This is a genomic window from Actinoallomurus vinaceus (assembly GCF_039542055.1).
GTDB classification, from domain to species: Bacteria; Actinomycetota; Actinomycetes; order Streptosporangiales; family Streptosporangiaceae; genus Actinoallomurus; species Actinoallomurus vinaceus.
The window spans coordinates 131359-149053 of sequence record NZ_BAABHK010000011.1; the positions used below are offsets into that span (position 1 = coordinate 131359).

Consider the following 17695-nt stretch of genomic DNA (forward strand, 5'->3'; position numbering starts at 1 on the left):
GGGCCGGCCCCTCCGGGCCGGCCCCCTGTCGTCGTTCTCTCCGCCATGCCTCTTCGGTCGGAAGGCGGGGGGTGGTCGGGGCGCGCGGAGGGCACGGCAGACTGGAGGCATGCAGAAGTCCCAGCCGTCCGGCGCGAAAGGGTTCGCGATCCTCGTCGGCATCATGGTCGCGATCGTCCTTGTGCTCATGCTGATCGCCGTGATCTTCTCGCCGCACCACCGCCTCTGATGCCCACGCTGATCGTGCTCCGGCACGCCAAGGCCGACTCCCCCTTGGGCACACCCGACTTCGATCGACCCCTCGCCGCCCGGGGCCGGCGCGACGCGCGGGCGGCCGGCGACGAGCTGCGCGCCGCCGGCCGGGTACCCGACCGGGTGATCTGCTCGCCCGCCCTGCGCACCCGGCAGACCCTCGAGGGGCTCCGGATCGACGTCCCCGTCGACTTCGAGGAGCGGGTGTACGACAACGACCCCGTGGCGATCCTCGACCTCCTGCGCGCCCAGCACGAGGAGCCCGGCACGCTGCTGCTCGTCGGCCACAACCCGTCGATGCACCGGCTGGTGCTCGACCTCAGTGGCGAGGCGGCCGAGCGCTTTCCGACGGCGGCCACGGCGATCATCGAGTTCGACGGTGACTGGTCCGACCTGTGGCCGGGCATCGGCCGCCTCACCGCGTACTGGACTCCGCGCGCCCGTTGACGCGTGCGACGCCGGGCGAAGAGCTCGGTGAACGCACCGAGCCCACGGCGACTCGCCCCGATTCGACGGTCGTCGCCGTCTGATCATTGAGCCTTCCGCGCGCATCGTTCCCAGGCCGGGCGCGGACACGGCGTCGTCCGCGCCGGTCGGTCCGGCACGGAGCCGAGTCGCGCGAAGACGCAGCGTGGTGACACTCACAGTTACTTACAGGTTTACCTTGTGGCCGGATCCGGCCACACACTCTTGTCGGCGACCCTCTTGTCCGTACTGATCACAGCGTCCGCGACTGGCCGTCAGAAGCCCAGTCACGCCTGTTACGGAACGTCATAGGGGTGCCATTGGCCCCGACCGGATCTCTAACCTGCCGACGGACGCAGGCAGGGGACCGTGCCGGACAACGGCGGGGAGCCGGCGTCGTTCGCTCGGGCCAGCCGATGGCCCGTGCCCGCCGCATCCGAGAGACGGATGGGGCCGAACGAACGGAGAGGTCGTGAAGAGGCTCGCAATCCTCCCCCTCCTCGCACTGCCGATGGCCGCCGTCGCCCCTGCCGCGTCGGCCACGCCCCTAGCGCCCTTGGTCGCAGCCCAGGGCAGTGCGGCGTCCGGTCAGTACATCGTCACCGTCAAATCCGGCACCGCGCGGCGCAGCGACGCGATGGACCGGGTGCCGCAGCGCGCGATCACCCACGTGTTCTCGGCCGTCACGAACGGCTTCTCCGCCCGGCTCGACGCCGCGCAACTGGACCGCCTGCGCCGGGACCCGAACGTCGTCAAGGTCGCGCAGGCGACGACCGTGCACACCATGGAGACCCAGTCGAACGCGGACTGGGGACTGGACCGCCTCGACGCGGCCTCCGGGCTCGACAAGAAGTACACCTACAAGAACACCGGCAAGGGCGTCACCGCGTACATCATCGACACCGGCATCGACGCGTCCGATTCCGACTTCGGTGGCCGCGCGGCGGTCGGCTACGACGCGACCGGCGGTGACGGCAAGGACTGCAACGGCCACGGCACCCACGTCGCGGGCACGATCGGCGGCAAGACGTACGGCGTCGCGAAGGACGTGACGCTGAAGGCCGTCCGCGTGCTGGATTGCCAGGGCTCCGGCACCGACGCGGACGTGGTCGCGGGCATGGACTGGGTGGCCCAGCACGCCGCCAAGCCGGCCGTCGCGAACATGTCCCTCGGCGGCGCCAAGTCCGCCTCCATCGACAACGCCGCGAAGAAGCTCACCGGCGCGGGGGTGTTCCTCGCGGTCGCGGCCGGCAACGAGAGCGCCGACGCCTGCGACGGCTCGCCGTCCGGGGCCAACGGGGTCCTGGCCGTCGCCGCCTCCGACCGGACCGACGCCTCGGCGAGCTTCACCAACTTCGGCAAGTGCGTCCAGGTGTACGCCCCGGGCGTGGACATCACCTCCGACTGGCTGAGCGGCGGCACCAAGACGATCAGCGGGACGTCCATGGCCACCCCGCACGTCGTCGGCGTGGCCGCCCTCTACAAGCAGGCGAACGGAGACGGCTCCCAGTCGGCCGTCACGACCTGGATCACCTCGCACGCGGTCAAGGGCGCGATCAGCGGCGTCCCGGCCGGAACTCCCAACCTGCTGCTGAACTCGGGCGGTCTGTAAGCCGTGCAGGGGGCTGTCCCCGATCCAGCCTCCTGTTGACCGTCTGACGATGCCGGGGCCGCGCGGGCCCCGGCATCGTGCTGTGTGGAGCAGGTGGACGGCGGCCACGTCGTGGTGGTCGATGACGCCAGCAAAAGGGATAAACGGTGTCTTAATTCACGCTGCCCATGCGGCGTGCCGGCCGGTCGTCGTGCTGTAGTAGAGGTGGGTTTTTCGGACAGGGAGGACGCGGATTGCGGTCGTCGCTGGCCTGGCTGCGCGAGACGTACGCCGAGTCCGAAGGGCGCCCGTCGGGCGTGTACGGCGCCGTCGCGTCCATCGGCATCGCCACGCCCCTCGTGATCGGCACGGTGACCGGCCATCCCGCCCAGGGCGGGCTGGCGGCCCTCGGCGCGTTCTTCGTCGTCAACACGACGCCGCAGGGCCCGTACGGCGCCCGGGCCCGCGCCCTGCTGGCCGCGGTGCTCGTCGTGACGGGCACCACCATGTTCGGCGGCCTGCTGGCCGGCCACGGCTGGCTCGCCGTCGCGGTCGTGCCCGTCGTCGCGGCGCTCGCGGTGGCCGTCCCCTGGCTGGGCGTCACGGCGACGCTGTGCACGGTCGTCGCCACGGTGCGGCCGCCGGGCAGTCCGGCCGTGTTCAACGGCCTCATGGAGATGGTCGGCGGGCTGTTCGTGGCCCTGCTGATGGTCGTCCCCCTCCTCACCCACCGCCTGAAGCCGCTGCGGACGGCGCTGGCGGACGCGGGCACGGCGGTGGCCGCCGCGCTCGACGTCCTGGCCGAGCCCGAGCCGTCGAGGGACGAGTGGACTCGGCGCCGCCGCCGGGCGTACGACACGATCCGGAAGGCGCGGGCCACCTACGGGCTGTACCTGGGGGGTGGCCGGGACGACCACCAGCGCCCGAAGAGGCTGATCGAGGCGTTCGCCCGCGTGATGGACGAGGCCGTGGCACTGCAGCTGCTGCACGACGCGGCCCTGGAGGTGCTTCCGCCGGAGGAGTGGGAGCGGGAGCGCCGGGTCGCCGTCGCGGCGATCGCCGCCCGGCTGCGGCTGGTCGCCGGGGCGATCGAGACGCGTGGTGGCGCGGATCTCGGCGCCGACGAGCCGGTCGCGCTGCAACGGTTCACCCGGGTGAGCGAGGACCTCCGCCTGGCGTGGCTGGCGGAGCCGGACCACCTGATCGAGACGGCGCTGATCGTGCAGGTCCGCCGGTTGGTCTCCCGGATGACCGAGAGGGTGGACGGCGCCCGGAAGATCATCGCCCCGGGCTTGAAGATCGGCTTCGACTCGCCGCGCCTCCCGGAGCGGCCGACCGGCGGCTGGACCCGGTTCCGGGAGGCCGTCCGCACGCGCTCACCGGGCTTCCGGTACTCCACGCGCATGGGCGTGGCGATCGCGGTGGCCATGGCCGTGACCACCGCGCTGCGACTGCCGCACGGGCACTGGTTGACGATCACGGTCGTCGTCAGTCTGCGCGACTCGTACGGCGACACGGTCTCGCGGGTCGTCAAGCGGATCGGCGGCACGGCGATCGGCGCGATCGTCGCCGCGCTGGCCCTCGCGCTCGTGCCGCAGCAGGCCACCCTCATCGTCCTCGTCTTCATCGGCGCGGCGCTGGGCTTCACGGTGCGGCCGGTCAACCACGGGCACTGGATGGCCTTCGCCACCCCGATGATCATGCTGCTGGTCGACTACTCCAAACCGATGAGCTGGTCCGCCGCCGCGTGGCGGATCGGGCTCACCATTGCCGGCGGGCTCTTCGCGCTCGTCGCGGCACGGGTGCTGTGGCCGGCCGGCACGGTCGGCCTCCTGCCCGGTCGGCTGGCCCGGCTGATGCGGACGCACGCCCGGCTGGCGCGGACGGTCGCGGCCCACTTCGACGGCGACCGGGAGGTGTCGATCCGCCGCCGCATGGAGGACGCCAACTCGGCGGCATCCGACGTGGAGGAGTCGGCGATCGGGCTCGGCCGCGAACCGGCGCCGCCCGACGACCTCATCCGGCGGCTCCGCCGGGTCGGCGCGGAGGCGCGGCGGCTCCGCGACGACGTGAAGGCCCTCATCGCGCTCCAGGAAGAGGACCGTTCGGATCCCGGCCCGCTGCCCGCGATCCTCGAACGCGTCGCCGACCACCTCGAGGAGGGCGCCGACGCCGTGCTGTCCGACGAGCGGACGGACGCCGAACTACGGCTCGACGATCTGCTGGACGAGTTCGACCAGCACCTGGCCGAGCTGACGCGCCGCCGCCGCGACGAGCTGGACAGCGGCGTCGGCACGGATGCGGTCACGACGCTGCGCCGCTCACTGGTTCAGGTCGCGGCCGCCCGGCACGCCCTGCGCGGGCTCGTCGCGGACGCCGAACGCCTGCGGACCGCCGTCCAGGGCGACGCCGCCTCCTGATCCGGCGCTCCGCCTCCGGCCGCCGGCTCCTCTCGGGGCGGGGCGACAACGCCGCGAGACGGAGCCTCTGGGCGCCGCGCAGCCGGACAGAGATCCGCTGGACCCCTACGGGATGTCCGGGTCCTCGGCGTCGGCGGCGTCGATCTCCTCGCGGGAGATGCCGAGCAGGAAGGCGATGGTGTCCATGTACGGCACGTTGACGGCCGTGTCGGCGGCCTCGCGTACGACGGGCTTGGCGTTGTAGGCGATGCCGAGCCCGGCGGCGGCGAGCATGTCGAGGTCGTTGGCGCCGTCGCCGATCGCGACGGTCTGGCTGACCGGCACGCCCGCGGCGGCCGCGAACCGGCGCAGGGCCGCGGCCTTGCCGGCCCGGTCGATGATGGGGCCGACGAGGCGGCCGGTGAGCTTGCCCTCCTCGACCTCGAGGACGTTGGCGGCCGTGTAGTCGATGCCGAGATCCGCGGCGAGCGCGTCGGTGATCTGCGTGAACCCGCCGCTGACGATCGCGAACTTGTAGTCGAGGCGCTTGAGCGTACGGACGAGGGTGCGCACGCCCGGCGAGAACTCGATGCGGTCGCGGACCTTCTCCAGCACGGCCTCGTCGAGGCCGGCGAGCATCGCGACCCGCTCGCGCAGCGCGCCCTCGAAGTCGAGCTCGCCGCGCATCGCCGCCTCGGTGATCTCGGCGACCTGGCCGGCCAGCCCGGCGTGCTCGGCGATGAACTCGATGACCTCGCCCTGGATGAGGGTCGAGTCGACGTCCATGACGATGAGCCGTTTGGCCCGCCGGGCGAGGCCGCCGCGCTGGACGGCGACGTCGACGTGCTGTTCGGCGGCCTCCGCGGCGAGCGCGGCGCGCAGGCCGTCCGGGTCGGCGCCGGAGACGTCCATCTCGATGCACGTGACCGGGTGGTGGGCGAGCCGCTCGATGCGGTCGATGTTGGCGCCGTGCGCGGCGACGCGGCCCGCGATCCCGGCCATCGCGGCGGGCGTGAGCGGGTTGCCGAGGATGGTGACGTGCAGCCGCCCCCGGCGCCGCGGGCCGCCGTTGCCGGTGCCGGTGGCCAGCTCGATCTCCAGCCCGAGATCGGCGGCGATCTTCTCGGCGGCCGCCCAGACCCGCCCGATGTCGGTGTCGGAGCCGTACGAGACGAGCACGCCGAGGACCAGGCGGCCGCGGATCACGACCTGTTCGACGTCGGCGACGACCACGGGAAAGGCGGCGAGGGTGCTGAACAGGCGAGACGTGACCCCGGGACGGTCACGGCCGGTGAGCGTGATGAGCAGTGTGCGCGTCTTGGCATTCATGCTGTTCACCACGGTACTTGGCTCTGATCGCGCCTTGCGCGGCGGTCCACCATGCGGACACCAGGGCTTCCGCGCCTGTTCGCCGCCGGGCCCAGCCGCGCCCACCGAGGGTTCATCCGGCGTTCGAGAGCCGTCCTGCGGGGCGGGCGCGCTCCTTAGCGAACCGGGAGATCGGTCGGGGCCGGGAGGTCGGTCGGGGTCGGTTGGTCGGGAGAAGCCGGTTGGTCGGGAGAAGCCGGTTGGTCGGGAGAAGCCGGTTGGTCGGGAGAGAACCGGATCATATGCCGGAACGAAGATCATTCGTCATGGAAGCAGCAGGTTCAGGTCGCCGAACTCGTGCCAGCGGTAGCCGCCCGCCAGGGCCTCGGCGTAGACGCGCTCGAGCAGGCCCTCGCCGGCGATCGCGGTCAGCATCCGCAGGTGGGAGGAGCGCGGCTCGTGCAGGCCGGTGAGCAGGCCGTCCACCACCCGTACGCCCCCCTCCGGGCTGACCACGTGCGAGGTCCAGCCACGGGACGCCCGGACGAACCCGTCACCGGCGACGGCGGTCTCCAGCGCCCGCACGACGGTCGTGCCGACGGCGATCACCTTGCCGCCTTCCCAGCGGACGTGATTGACGAGCGCCGCCGTCGAGGCCGGGATGTCGTACCGCTCCGGGTACGGCGGTTCGTCCTTCTCCGGGGACGCCACGCCGGTGTGCAGGGTCAGCGGCGCGATCAGGACTCCCCGGGACACCAGGCGGGTCACCAGCTCCGGGGTGAAGGGACGCGCCGCGCTGGGCATCTCGGCGCTGCCAGGGCGGCCCTCCGCGGCGAGCGCGTCGGCGAAGACGGTCTGGTAGGCCGCGGTCGGATGGTCGTGGTCGACGTAGCCGTAGCGGATCGGCACGCCGTACCGCCGAAGGTACGGCTCGACGTCGGTGTCGAGCCGCGCCCGCCACAGCCGGGGCGTGTAGCGCTCCAGGAGGGTCAGCGTCGCGCCGCCGGGCAGGGGGAACCACTCGCCCCGGCATCCGCCGGCGTACGGCTCGGTCGCCCGACCGGTGCGCAGCCGCAGTTCGACGAGCCAGGAGTCCGGCTCGGCGGGCATCGGCCCGGAGAAGTGCACGGCGATGCGGTCGAGCCGTACGGCGGCGGGCAGGGTGGCCGAGGTGTTCACGACGAGCAGGTCCCCGGGCCGGAGCAGGTCGGGCAGGTCGGTGAAGGCGTGGTGGGTCACGCCGTCCCGGGTGGCCGCGAGGAGGCGGACGGCGTCGCGGCGAGGCGGGGGTTCGTGCGCCTCGAGGGTCGGGGGAAGGGCGAAGTCAAGCACGGGAGACCTCCACACGATGGGCGGCCGCGGCCGCCACGAGGCCGATGGCGAGGGTCCAGGCGAGCCCGGCTCCCAGGCCCGCGGCGTTGACGAGGGCCCCGGCCACGCCGACGGCGAGCGACGAGCCGAGGGTGTCGCTGACCTGCAGGGCCGAGGAGTTGGTGCCCTGCTCGGACGGTGCGGAGAGGCTCAGCACCTGGACGCTGAGGGTGGGGAAGGCCATGCCCATCCCGACCCCGGCGACGATCCAGGCGGGGACGGCCGCCCAGCCGGAGATGTACAGGGCCAGCGTGATCCCGGCGACGCCGGTGGCGAGCAGGGCGGCGCCCAGCACCGCGAACCGCGCCCGCGAGGCGTCCGTGAACCTGCCCTGCCACCAGGAGCCCGCGCTCCAGCCGAGGGCCCCGGAGGTGAGCACGACCCCGGCGGCCGTCGGGGTGAAGCCGTGCCGCGTGACCAGGGCGAGCGGGATGAACGCCTCCGTCCCGGCCATCGTGCCCATCATGAGCCCGCGCATGGCGATCGCGGTCGGCAGTCCTCGGCCGAGGCGCAGCGTGCCGCGCGGCAGCAGGACCCGCAGCCCGTACACGAGCCCGGCCAGGCCCGGCAGCGCGAGCGGCGAGCGGTGGTCGATGCCCCAGAGCAGGAGGGCGGCGCCGGCGGCCAGCGCGCCGGCGGCGAGCGTACGGCCCCGGGGGAGCGCGCCGTGCGTCCGTGAGCCGCGCAGGACCGGTGTCAGCATGACCGCCGCGGGGAGCACGAGGGGGACCAGCCCGAGGAAGACCCAGCGCCAGCCCACGTGCTCGGCGACGAGCCCGCCGACGGACGGACCGACCAGTGACGGCACGACCCACGCGGCCGACATCGCCGCGAACACCTTCGGCCGGGACTCCTCCGGGTAGACGTGCGCCACGATGACGTACAGCGGGACGACCGCCAGGCCCGAGCCGAAGCCCTGGACGGCGCGCCCCGCGACGAACCAGGCCATCCCGGGGGCGGCGCCCGCGATGACGAGCCCGGCCACGAACACCGCCAGCCCGGTGAACAGCGGGTGGGCGGGCCCCCGAGCGTCCGCCCAGCCGCCCGCGAGGACGTTGGCGACCAGGCCGCTGATGAACACCGCGCTGAAGCCCCAGGCGTACATCGACAGGCCGTGCAGCTCGCGCGCCGCGACCGGCATCACCGTGCCGACCGCCATCTGCTCGAACGCCAGCAGCGTGACGACGAGCAGGATCCCGACCGTGGCCGTGCGGTACGGGCCGGCCAGCAGGCGGGGGCGCCGGACCGCCCCCGCCGCCGGGTCGACCGTCTCCACAGGGGCGCTCACAGCGCCTCCTTCGTCGGCACTGTGAGCGAAGCCGCCGTGCCCATTGGTCCGCTCACAGGTCGCCCACCGCGTAACGGCCGCTCGCGGGCCGCCCGGCGATCAGGCGGCGCAGGGCGGGGACGGCCACGTCCTCCGGCAGGGGCGCGGCGTCCGCGTCCTCTCCGGCGTCGGCCAGCATCCGCGTGCGCATCTCGCCCGGGTCGACCGACCAGACGGCGACGTCGGTCTCCTCGGCGGCCAGCACGTTGGAGAGCTGGTCGAGGGCGGCCTTGGTCGCGCCGTACCCGCCCCACCCCTCGTACGGCTCACGGGCGGCGTCCGAGGTGACGTTGACGATCGCGCCGCGGCGTTCGCGGAGGGTCGGCAGCAGTCTCTGGATGAGGCCGAGCGGGCCGAGCACGTTGACGGCGAACGCCCGCTCCAACTCGGGCAGCGGGTACCCGGCCAGCCGGGGCAGCGGCGTGGCGCCGAGGGTGCTCGCGTTGTTGACGAGGAGGTCGAGCCCGCCGGACGCGCGGACGAGCGCCTCCCGGTGGGCCGGGTCGGCGATGTCGCCGACGACGGCGGTGGCGTTCAGGTCGGCGGCGATCTTCTCCAGGTCGGGTGCGCCCCGCGCGTCGAGGATCAAAGTCCAGCCGTCCTGGGCGAGCGAGCGGGCCAGCGCCAGGCCGAGTCCGCGGGACGCTCCGGTGATCAGTGCCTTCATGCCCTCGACGGTAGGTAGAGGGCCGTACGGCCGACATCGGTCGCGGGACCGGGGCCGGCAGGGCGGATGGTCGTAGGTCTCTCGGGCACACTCAACGTATGAAGTACGCGATCCGGCGGCCGTGGGGCGTGCCCACACGGGTGGTGCTGCTGCTGACGGGGGTCGTCGGACTCGCCATGCTGCGGATTCCGCGCCCGCCGACGCTGTGCCTGCTACGCCAGGCGACGGGTGTTCCCTGCCCGCTGTGCGGGTTCACCACGGCCGCGGTCCACCTCGGCCACGCCGACGTCGTGGGAGCCCTCGGCGCGTCGCCGCTGGCGGTCGCCACGTGTGCGGCGTTCGTTCTCGTGCCGGTCACCCGGCGTTCCCGGTTGATGACTCGCTGGCGTGAAATGTCGCATAGAACGCGACAAATAGCGCCCGTTGTCGTTATCGTCACGATCCTGATCATTTCGGAAGGCTGGCAGCTCGCCCGCTTCGGCATCATCTGACAGGAGGAACCGTGGGATACCCGCCTCAGGACCAGCCCCCGGGTTACGGCGGCTACCCGCCCCAGGGACCGCCCCCCGGCTACGGCGGCGGATACGGACAACCCGCCCCGCAGCCGCAGTCCAGCACTCCTCAGGTGCTGTCGATCATCGGCATCATCTGCTGGTTCTGCTGCTCGCCGGCCGCGATCGCGCTCGGGCTCGTGGCCCAGAACCAGTTCCGCGCCCAGGGACGGCCGGACACCATCGCCAGGGTGGCCTGGATCGGCGGCATCGTCTTCCTGATCCTGGGAGTCATCGGCACCGTCGTCCGGCTGCAGAACGGCGGCTGACCGACGCCGCCGGGTTTCCCGACCGGATGAGCGGGGACCCGGCGGCGGTACGGTCGGAGCCGTGGAAACGGATCGGGACGCCACACTGCACGCCGTCAGCACGGCGGTGCTCGCGGTCACGCGGCACCTGTCCGTGCACGAGGTCCTGCAGGTGATCGTCCGGGCCGCCGCGCAACTCCTCGACGCCCGGTACGCCGCCCTCGGCGTGCCCGACGACGAGGGGTCGTTCGCCGAGTTCGTCGTGGAAGGCGTCTCGGACGAGCAGTGGAAGCGGATCGGCCCGTTGCCCCGGCAGCACGGGCTGCTCGCCCTGATGCTCCGCGACGACCGGGTGCAGCGGCTGGCGGACGTGCGCCGGGATCCGGCGTTCGAGGGCTGGCCGACAGCGCATCCGGTCCTCAAGGACTTCCTCGGTGTCCCGATCAAGGACGGCACCGAGACCCTCGGCATCATCTTCCTCGCCAACCGGCGCACGCCCGGCGGGTTCACCGCCGCCGACGAGGAGCTCCTCACGCTGTTCGCGGCGCACGCGGCGATCGCGATGACGAACGCCCGGCTGTACGAGCGCAACCGCGAGCTGACGGTGATCGAGGAACGCACCCGGCTCGCGCGGGAGCTGCACGACGCGGTGGCGCAGAAGCTCTTCTCGCTCCGCCTGACGGCCGCCGCCGCGCTGTCCGCGCCGGACCCCCGCGCCGAGCTCGAACGCGTCCAGACCCTCGCCAAGGAGGCCCTGGCCGAGCTGCGCGAGGTCATCTTCGAGCTCCGTCCGGCGGAGCTGGCGGGTGACGGGCTCGCCGAGTCGCTGCGCAAGCACGTTCGCGTCCTGGACCGCGCCTGGGGGGCCGGGCGCGGACGGCGGCCGCGCGTACGGTTCGAGGGCGACGACGTCGCGCTGCCGACCGACGTCGAGGCGGTCGTCTACCGCGTCGCCCAGGAGGCGGTGTACAACGCGCTCCGCCATGGCGATCCTTCGGAGGTGACGGTGCGGCTCACCCCCGGGGTGCTGGAGGTTCGCGACGACGGCGCCGGATTCGACGTCGGGGCCGGCTCCCGCGACGGTCTCGGGCTCGCCTCCATGCGCGACCGCGCCGAGGCGGTGGGCGGCTCCCTGACCATCGATTCCACCGCCGCCGGCACCGTCGTACGCCTGGAGGTACCCGCGTGATCGGGACGCTGATCGCCGGTGGGCGCCCGGCCGTACGCCGGGAGACGCGCGCGTTGCCGATCGCCGGTGGCCCATCCGGCCATACGTCTGCGGGCGCCCGCGTGATCGAGATGGGCCGTCCGGCCGTACGTTTGGGGGTGCCCGCGTGATCCGAGTGCTGATCGCCGACGACCATCCGGTGGTCCGCCAGGGCCTGCGGACGTTCCTCGGCGTGCAGGAGGACGTCGAGGTCGTGGGCGAGGCGGCCGACGGCGCGGAGGCCGTCTCCCGCGCCGAGGCGCTGCGGCCCGACGTGATCCTCCTCGACCTGAAGATGCCCGGCGTCGACGGCCTGACCGCGCTACGGGAGCTTCGCGGGCGCGGCGTCGACGCCCGCGTCCTCATCCTGACGAGCGTGGGCGAGCGGGAGCAGGTCCTGCCGGTCGTCCGCGCCGGCGCGTCCGGATATCTCTACAAGGACGTCGACCCGCAGGCCCTCGTACAGGCGATCCGCGCCGTCCACGACGGGCACATGCTGTTCGCGCCGGAGGCGACGGAGGCGATGCTCACGCCCGCGCCGGCCGACCCGGGCGGCGGAGCGCTGACCGAACGCGAACGCGAGGTCCTCGTCCACATCGCCCAGGGCCGGTCGAACCGCGAGATCGCCCGCGCGCTCGTCGTCTCGGAGAAAACCGTCAAGACCCACGTGTCGAACATCCTCCTGAAGCTCGGCCTGCAGGATCGCACCCAGGCGGCCCTGTACGCTGTGCGCCACGGCCTCGCCGATCGGTGACTCGCGAGTATTCGCGTGAGATCGAGGAGGCGTAAGACGCGCCGGTCGAATATCTTGATGAACCTCAGTAGTCGGCTGAGTGAACCGCATCGCCGAGGACGTCATCGGAATTCACATGAGAGTCGCCATGCGCTACGCCGCGGGATCGGATGTCGGTCGTAACCGCGAGAACAACGAGGATTCGGCGTATGCGGGCCCATGGCTGCTCGCAGTCGCCGACGGTATGGGGGGTCACGTCGGTGGGGAGATCGCAAGCTCCCTCACCGTCCAGACCCTCGCGCCGATCGACGCCGAGGTCTCCCAGGACGCCCTGGTGGAGACCCTCGAACGAGCCGTCCTGTCCGCCAACCAGGCGATCGCCCAGCGCGTCGAACAGGAACCGGCCCTGCAGTCGATGGGCACGACCTGTACGGCCATGCTCTGGTCGGGCACGCACCTGGCCCTCGCGCACATCGGGGACTCCCGTGCGTACATGCTGCGCGAGAGCATCCTCTACCAGATCACCGAGGACCACACGCTGGAGAAGATGCTCACCGGCGAGGACGGGGCAGCGCCGCACCTGGCGAACCGCCTCGTCCGGGTCCTCGACGGCAAACCGGACCGCAAGCCGGACCTGTCGCTGCGCGAGGCCCTGCCGGGCGACCGCTACCTGCTGTGTTCCGACGGGCTGACCGGTCCGGTCGACGCCGAGACGCTGCATCAGGTCCTGACGACCCAGCAGGAGCCGGACGCCGCCGTTCAAACGCTCATCGATCTGGCCAATCAGGGTGGCGGACCGGACAACATCACTGTCATCGTGGTGGACGTCATCGCGGAGGGCGTGGAGGCGCGGCCCCCGGTCGTCGTGGGCGCCGCCCGGCGCTGACGCCGACCCGTTGCCAATGTCTCTGTGCGGTCACGTTCTGAGCTCTGAGGGTTCGGCGACTTGACCGTTGCCCGCCTTACTGCGATATAGGGTCCACAGGGCGTACAACGGCACCGGGTTGGAGGGGCGACTTTGGACGTCGCACGGGGGACTAGGGTCGCCCCTGGTGCGCCGACCGCGCCGGCGCGGATGGTCGACCGTCTCACCTCCGCCGCAGGCGACGGTGTACGGGGCGTGGTGATCCGCACGGGCGGCATGGCCGTCGCGGCGGTGATCGCGGCGTTTGTGCATCGTGCCCACGATCCCGGCATACTGTGTCCGCTTCGGGCTCTTGCCGGAGTCCCCTGTCCTCTGTGTGGCGGTACGACCGTTTTCATGGAGCTGGGGGCCGCCCATCCGGTCAGGGCCGCCCTCGCGAACCCCTTCGCACTCGCGGGGGCGATCAGTGCGGCAACGGCGCCGCTGGGGCTCGGGCGCCGATGGTGGGCGTTCTCACCGCGTACCCGCGCATGGATGCTCGGCGTCGTGGTGACCCTGTCCTGGCTTTGGCAGCTTGCCCGGTTCGGGCTCCTGCAGTGGTGAATTTCATATCTCGTCACGGCGATCGCGGGCCCGGCTTGGCAGACGGGCGTCATTCGATGAAGGAGTAACAGCGTGAGCACCCCCTACGACCCGTACGGCCAGGGTCAGCAGCAGCCTGGCTACGGTCAGCAGCCCGGATATGGGCAGCAGCAGCCGGGCTATGGCCAGCAGCAGCCTGGATACGGGCAGCAGCAGCAGCCCGGGTACGGCCAGCAGCAGCCGGGCTATGGCCAGCAGCAGCCTGGGTACGGGCAGCAGCAGCCGGGCTATGGGCAGCAGCAGCCTGGCTATGGCCAGCAGCAGCCCGGATACGGCCAGGACTACGGGCAGCAGCAGCAGCCTGGGTACGGCCAGCAGCAGCCCGGGTACGGGCAGCAGCAGCAGGGGTACGGCCAGCAGCCCGCCGCGTACGGCCAGCAGTACCCGCAGCAGGGCTACGGCACCGGCTACAACCAGGGCCAGTACGCCAGCTGGTTCTCGCGCGTCGGCGGGTACATCGTCGACGGCCTGATCGTCGGCGTCCCCTACGGCATCTTCTACGGCATCGGCGGGGCGATCGGCGGGGGCGGCGGCGCCGCGCTCATCTTCCTGGGACTGCTGATCGGCTTCGGCCTCGGCCTGTGGCTGTGCTACCAGGAGGGCACGACCGGTCAGACGCCCGGCAAGAAGGTCGTCGGAATCAAGCTCATCAGCGAGACCACGGGTCAGCCCATCGGCTTCGGCATGGCCTTCGTGCGCAGGCTCGCGCACTTCCTCGACGGCCTCGCCTGCTACATCGGCTTCCTCTGGCCGCTGTGGGACGACAAGGGCCAGACGTTCGCCGACAAGGTCTGCACCACCATCGTCGTCCAGGCCTGACACCGAGGCCACACGACAGACGCCTCGGCGACCGCGAAAGCGATCGCCGGGGCGTTTCGCGTACCAGCGGACGGAGTCCAGGGCGCCGTCCCACACCTCGTACGCCGTACCGCTGGGCGTCGGCCGACGGCGCGCGCGGCGCCGGCGGATCAGGCCAGGCGCGCACGCGCGCCGGCACGCCGAGTCGCTTCGCGGCGTGCGCGTGCCGCCCTACCGCTCGGGGTCGGCCGACTGGGCGGGCGTGGAGTCGGCAGATCGGGTTCGGGGCGTCGTTCCAAACGCCCACGCGTGCCGCCGCGTCGCTCGGCGTCGGCCGACTTGGCGGGCGCGGAGTCAGCGGACGGGGTCCAGGACGCTGTTGCAGGCGGCGACCCGGGCCCGCCGCACCGCGCGGTCGAGCGTGCGCAGCGCCTCGGCGCGGCGCTGGACGTGCGCGGCGGACAGCCCCACGTTCTCGGTGGAACGTGCCAGGTCCACCACCACCGCCAGTCGACTCGCGAGCGCCGCGACCCGGTGCGCGCGTGCGGCGTACCCCGGTGCGAGGCCGCCGACCTGCTCGTGGCGGTGAGACTCGCGCAGCGCGCTGAGCGCCTCGGCGATCTCCGGTCGCCACTCCTGGCCGCCGTCCACGGACAGCAGCGCCTCGGTGGCCTCGCGGACGACCATCGTCAGCTGATGATCGGCCTCCGGCAGCGACGGCGTGTCCGGGGTGCCCTGGCGCGTGTCGTGTATCTCCCAGCGCGTACCGACGTACGACGAACCCCGCCGGTCCTCCGCCGGGATCAGCCCGAGCGACCGCTCGCCGACCGCGGCGAGCACGGCCTCTCCGGCGTCGATGGCCGCCGTGTTGAAGTCCGGCGGACCGGTCAGCCCGAGCGGGTCGCCGGGCGCGGGCAGCGCGAGGCGCAGCGCGGTGAGTCCCGTCACGCGGAGCGCACCGAGGCCCCGCCGCAACGGCAGCTCGCCGTCCTCGCCGGGTACGCCGACGACCACGTGCGGACCGCCATGACGCTCGACGGCGTCGGCGGCCTCGTCGAGCCCCACGTGGCCGGTCAGCCAGGCGTTGCCCCAGGCGACAAGCCCGGTGGAAGGGTGAGTGAGGCGCATGCCGACCACCATAAGCCGTTCATAATGCCGTAGGTTCGTTCCGAGACCCGACAGCGCCCGGCGGCACTCCGCCGGCCGCTCCGCGCGCTTGGGGAAGGATGCGATGGCCGGCGAGGTACTCCGACTCAAGGGCGTCGAGGTCCGGCGCGAAGGCGCGTCGCTGCTGCGCGACGTGGACTGGACGGTCGCGGAAGACGAGCGGTGGGTCATCGTCGGTCCCAATGGCGCCGGCAAGACGACGCTGCTGCAGGTCGCGGCCGCCATGCTGTTCCCCACCGAGGGCAGTGTCGAACTGCTGGGGGAGACCCTCGGCAAGACCGACGTCTTCGAACTCCGGCCCCGCATCGGCCTGTCCAGCGCGGCGATCGCCGACAAGATCCCGTCCGACGAGAAGGTCATCGACATCGTCCTGACGGCGTCGTACGCCATCATCGGCCGATGGAAAGAGGAGTACGACTCGACGGACGTCACCCGCGCCGTCGAGCTCCTCGACGCCCTCGGCTGCGCGCACCTGATCCGCCGCCGGTTCTCCACCCTGTCGGAAGGTGAGCGCAAGCGGGTGTCGATCGCCCGCGCCCTGATGCCCGACCCCGAGCTGCTCCTCCTGGACGAACCGGCCGCCGGCCTCGACCTCGGCGGCCGCGAGGACCTCGTGGCCCGCCTCACGGCCCTGGCCACCGACCGTCTCGCGCCGACGATGGCCCTCGTCACCCACCACGTCGAGGAGGTGCCCGAGGGGTTCACCCACGCGTTGCTGCTGCGCCGCGGCTCGGTGGTCGGCACGGGCAAGGTCGACGAGGTGTTCACCGACGAGCTGCTGTCCGAGTGCTTCGGCCTGCCCTTGAAGGTCGAGCGACAGGACGGCCGCTGGCACGCCCGCGCCGTGTCCCCGCGCGCCTGAACGAAGGACGCGTGACGGTCACCACCGACCGGCCGGCCACGATCTCGACGACCAGGGGACCCGTGCCGCGCGGATCATTGCCGAGGCGTTCGCGCTGTGGGTGCCCGCCGACGCAAAGTGCCGCGGACCGGCAGGTGATTGCGTGACCACTTGATTACTTTCGGCGTCTGATGCATGATGATCGCAGCCTCGGGCACTAGCCTGAGAAGTGAGCCCGACTCCTGTCCGGACGGTCAGCAGTCGGGTTTCGCGCTTTCAAGAGACATCGCCGACGTTCGTGGTCGGTTTCGATGACGGGTCGCGTGCGGCGCTTCCGATCACCTTCCGCTCCATACGCCCATGCGATTGCGTCGGGTAGCCACAGCCCTGGCTCTTCGTGTGGTTTGAGATGCACGTAGTTCAAGGGCGCGGACGTCTTACGGAGTGTCTCGAGAAGGCATCCTGCGGACATCCTCCTCGCCGTGGCCGCGGCGCTGACGTATTCGGTGCCGCCCCATATCTCGCTGCCGCGTTCGCAGTTCTCCTCGCAGCTCACAGCCTCTTACGAACACCGTCCAGGGCGCGGGACCTCAAATCCGTTGACTTTTCCGCCAGCTTCCAGTGAACAAGATCACAATCGCGACCTATCCGGCCCATGCCCACGAGACGAACCGTGATCATGTAACTGGTCTCCCCGCCGAAGGAACCGCGTGTGTGCCGTATGGAAGCCGTCCGGCCCGTCGTTTCTCGCGGGGGAGTGTCATCACACATGCCGTCCGCTCAAAAAGATGAGGACATCGCCGATGAAGAAGGTTCTGCTGTCGAGCGCGGCCGCCGCCGTGTTCACGGTCACGGGTCTCGGCCTGGCCGGCGCCGCGTCCGCCGCCACGCCGGCCCTCCAGCCCCAGTCCCCCACCGTGTCGGCCACCAAGCACTGCGGTACGGGCTACGAGCTCAAGGCGCGGTACAACGTTGGGATCCGCAAGAAGCCGACCATGGCGAAGAAGGGCAACCCCATCCTCGGCACGTTCCTCGCCAACGGGCGATGGGTCTGCGAAGACAAGTTCCAGGTGGGCGGAAAGTACAAGTACACGGACAAGTGCAAGCACAGGCCGGGATCGGGCTACAAGAACGGTTGGTCCCACATCACCTACCGGCAGAAGAAGAACAGCCCAACGATCAAGGGCTGGGTTCCCACCGACTGCGTTGCGTGGAAGTACCTCGGCCGCTGACGTGACGAGCTCCTGAGCTCATCACGTACAG

General features: G+C 71.8%; 17 protein-coding genes. 12 read left to right on the forward strand and 5 right to left on the reverse strand.

What is annotated here, in order from left to right; genetic code table 11:
- Positions 1-228 precede the first annotated feature (228 nt).
- From ABEA24_RS33420 to ABEA24_RS33430, 3 genes are all read left to right on the forward strand, one after another.
- Positions 229-699, forward strand: coding sequence for a SixA phosphatase family protein (locus tag ABEA24_RS33420; protein ID WP_345435781.1), 471 nt, complete (start codon positions 229-231; stop codon positions 697-699).
- Between the two features lie 490 nt (positions 700-1189).
- The gene (locus tag ABEA24_RS33425; RefSeq protein WP_345435783.1) at positions 1190-2329 is read left to right on the forward strand and encodes a S8 family peptidase; all 1140 of its coding nucleotides are present in this window, start codon (positions 1190-1192) and stop codon (positions 2327-2329) included.
- Positions 2330-2562: 233 nt separating this feature from the next.
- Positions 2563-4728 (forward strand): FUSC family protein, encoded by a 2166-nt coding sequence (locus tag ABEA24_RS33430; RefSeq protein ID WP_345435785.1) that lies wholly within the window; start codon positions 2563-2565, stop codon positions 4726-4728.
- 105 nt (positions 4729-4833) lie between these two features.
- Here the strand turns inward: ABEA24_RS33430 and serB are convergent, their stop codons facing one another.
- The 4 genes from serB to ABEA24_RS33450 form a co-directional block, all read right to left on the reverse strand.
- Positions 4834-6036 carry a phosphoserine phosphatase SerB gene (gene serB / locus ABEA24_RS33435; RefSeq protein ID WP_345435787.1) on the reverse strand — a complete coding sequence of 401 codons (1203 nt, stop codon included), beginning with the start codon at positions 6034-6036 and terminating at the stop codon, positions 4834-4836.
- A 303-nt stretch (positions 6037-6339) separates the two neighbouring features.
- Positions 6340-7347: an S-adenosylmethionine:tRNA ribosyltransferase-isomerase gene (locus ABEA24_RS33440; protein ID WP_345435789.1), complete on the reverse strand. Its 1008-nt coding sequence runs from the start codon at positions 7345-7347 to the stop codon at positions 6340-6342.
- A complete protein-coding gene (locus tag ABEA24_RS33445; protein WP_345435791.1) occupies positions 7340-8674 on the reverse strand; it encodes an MFS transporter in 1335 nt (444 codons plus the stop codon). Before ABEA24_RS33445 ends, ABEA24_RS33440 begins: the two co-directional genes overlap by 8 nt.
- Before the next feature lie 52 nt (positions 8675-8726).
- Positions 8727-9380, reverse strand: a complete 654-nt coding sequence (locus ABEA24_RS33450) for an SDR family NAD(P)-dependent oxidoreductase (RefSeq protein WP_345435793.1) — start codon at positions 9378-9380, stop codon at positions 8727-8729.
- A 98-nt stretch (positions 9381-9478) separates the two neighbouring features.
- On the opposite strand from ABEA24_RS33450, the gene ABEA24_RS33455 reads away from it, so the two are divergent.
- The 7 genes from ABEA24_RS33455 to ABEA24_RS33485 all read left to right on the forward strand — a co-directional run bounded on the left by ABEA24_RS33455 (position 9479) and on the right by ABEA24_RS33485 (position 14445).
- Positions 9479-9871 carry a DUF2752 domain-containing protein gene (locus ABEA24_RS33455; protein WP_345435795.1) on the forward strand — a complete coding sequence of 131 codons (393 nt, stop codon included), beginning with the start codon at positions 9479-9481 and terminating at the stop codon, positions 9869-9871.
- 11 nt (positions 9872-9882) lie between these two features.
- Positions 9883-10200: a hypothetical protein gene (locus ABEA24_RS33460; protein ID WP_345435797.1), complete on the forward strand. Its 318-nt coding sequence runs from the start codon at positions 9883-9885 to the stop codon at positions 10198-10200.
- A 61-nt stretch (positions 10201-10261) separates the two neighbouring features.
- On the forward strand, positions 10262-11368 hold the full coding sequence (locus ABEA24_RS33465; RefSeq protein WP_345435799.1) for a GAF domain-containing sensor histidine kinase: 1107 nt from the start codon (positions 10262-10264) through the stop codon (positions 11366-11368).
- Between the two features lie 145 nt (positions 11369-11513).
- A complete protein-coding gene (locus tag ABEA24_RS33470) occupies positions 11514-12140 on the forward strand; it encodes a response regulator (protein ID WP_345435801.1) in 627 nt (208 codons plus the stop codon).
- A 115-nt stretch (positions 12141-12255) separates the two neighbouring features.
- A complete protein-coding gene (locus ABEA24_RS33475) occupies positions 12256-13005 on the forward strand; it encodes a PP2C family protein-serine/threonine phosphatase (RefSeq protein WP_345435803.1) in 750 nt (249 codons plus the stop codon).
- A 255-nt stretch (positions 13006-13260) separates the two neighbouring features.
- A complete protein-coding gene (locus ABEA24_RS33480; RefSeq protein ID WP_345436218.1) occupies positions 13261-13587 on the forward strand; it encodes a DUF2752 domain-containing protein in 327 nt (108 codons plus the stop codon).
- A gap of 72 nt (positions 13588-13659) precedes the next feature.
- Positions 13660-14445 (forward strand): RDD family protein, encoded by a 786-nt coding sequence (locus tag ABEA24_RS33485; RefSeq protein ID WP_345435805.1) that lies wholly within the window; start codon positions 13660-13662, stop codon positions 14443-14445.
- Between the two features lie 333 nt (positions 14446-14778).
- Here the strand turns inward: ABEA24_RS33485 and ABEA24_RS33490 are convergent, their stop codons facing one another.
- Positions 14779-15552, reverse strand: a complete 774-nt coding sequence (locus ABEA24_RS33490) for a hypothetical protein (protein ID WP_345435807.1) — start codon at positions 15550-15552, stop codon at positions 14779-14781.
- Between the two features lie 103 nt (positions 15553-15655).
- On the opposite strand from ABEA24_RS33490, the gene ABEA24_RS33495 reads away from it, so the two are divergent.
- Both ABEA24_RS33495 and ABEA24_RS33500 read left to right on the forward strand, forming a co-directional pair.
- Positions 15656-16453: an ABC transporter ATP-binding protein gene (locus ABEA24_RS33495; RefSeq protein WP_345435809.1), complete on the forward strand. Its 798-nt coding sequence runs from the start codon at positions 15656-15658 to the stop codon at positions 16451-16453.
- A 782-nt stretch (positions 16454-17235) separates the two neighbouring features.
- The gene (locus tag ABEA24_RS33500; RefSeq protein ID WP_345435811.1) at positions 17236-17664 is read left to right on the forward strand and encodes a hypothetical protein; all 429 of its coding nucleotides are present in this window, start codon (positions 17236-17238) and stop codon (positions 17662-17664) included.
- Positions 17665-17695: the final 31 nt, after the last annotated feature.

Coding starts and splice junctions, on each gene's coding strand:
- ABEA24_RS33420 (WP_345435781.1), top strand. CDS start 229: ATGCCCACGCTGATCGTGCTCCGGCACGCCAAGGCCGACTCCCCCTTG.
- serB (WP_345435787.1), bottom strand. CDS start 6,036: ATGAATGCCAAGACGCGCACACTGCTCATCACGCTCACCGGCCGTGAC.
- ABEA24_RS33450 (WP_345435793.1), bottom strand. CDS start 9,380: ATGAAGGCACTGATCACCGGAGCGTCCCGCGGACTCGGCCTGGCGCTG.
- ABEA24_RS33455 (WP_345435795.1), top strand. CDS start 9,479: ATGAAGTACGCGATCCGGCGGCCGTGGGGCGTGCCCACACGGGTGGTG.
- ABEA24_RS33475 (WP_345435803.1), top strand. CDS start 12,256: ATGAGAGTCGCCATGCGCTACGCCGCGGGATCGGATGTCGGTCGTAAC.
- ABEA24_RS33480 (WP_345436218.1), top strand. CDS start 13,261: ATGGCCGTCGCGGCGGTGATCGCGGCGTTTGTGCATCGTGCCCACGAT.
- ABEA24_RS33490 (WP_345435807.1), bottom strand. CDS start 15,552: ATGCGCCTCACTCACCCTTCCACCGGGCTTGTCGCCTGGGGCAACGCC.
- ABEA24_RS33495 (WP_345435809.1), top strand. CDS start 15,656: ATGGCCGGCGAGGTACTCCGACTCAAGGGCGTCGAGGTCCGGCGCGAA.
- ABEA24_RS33500 (WP_345435811.1), top strand. CDS start 17,236: ATGAAGAAGGTTCTGCTGTCGAGCGCGGCCGCCGCCGTGTTCACGGTC.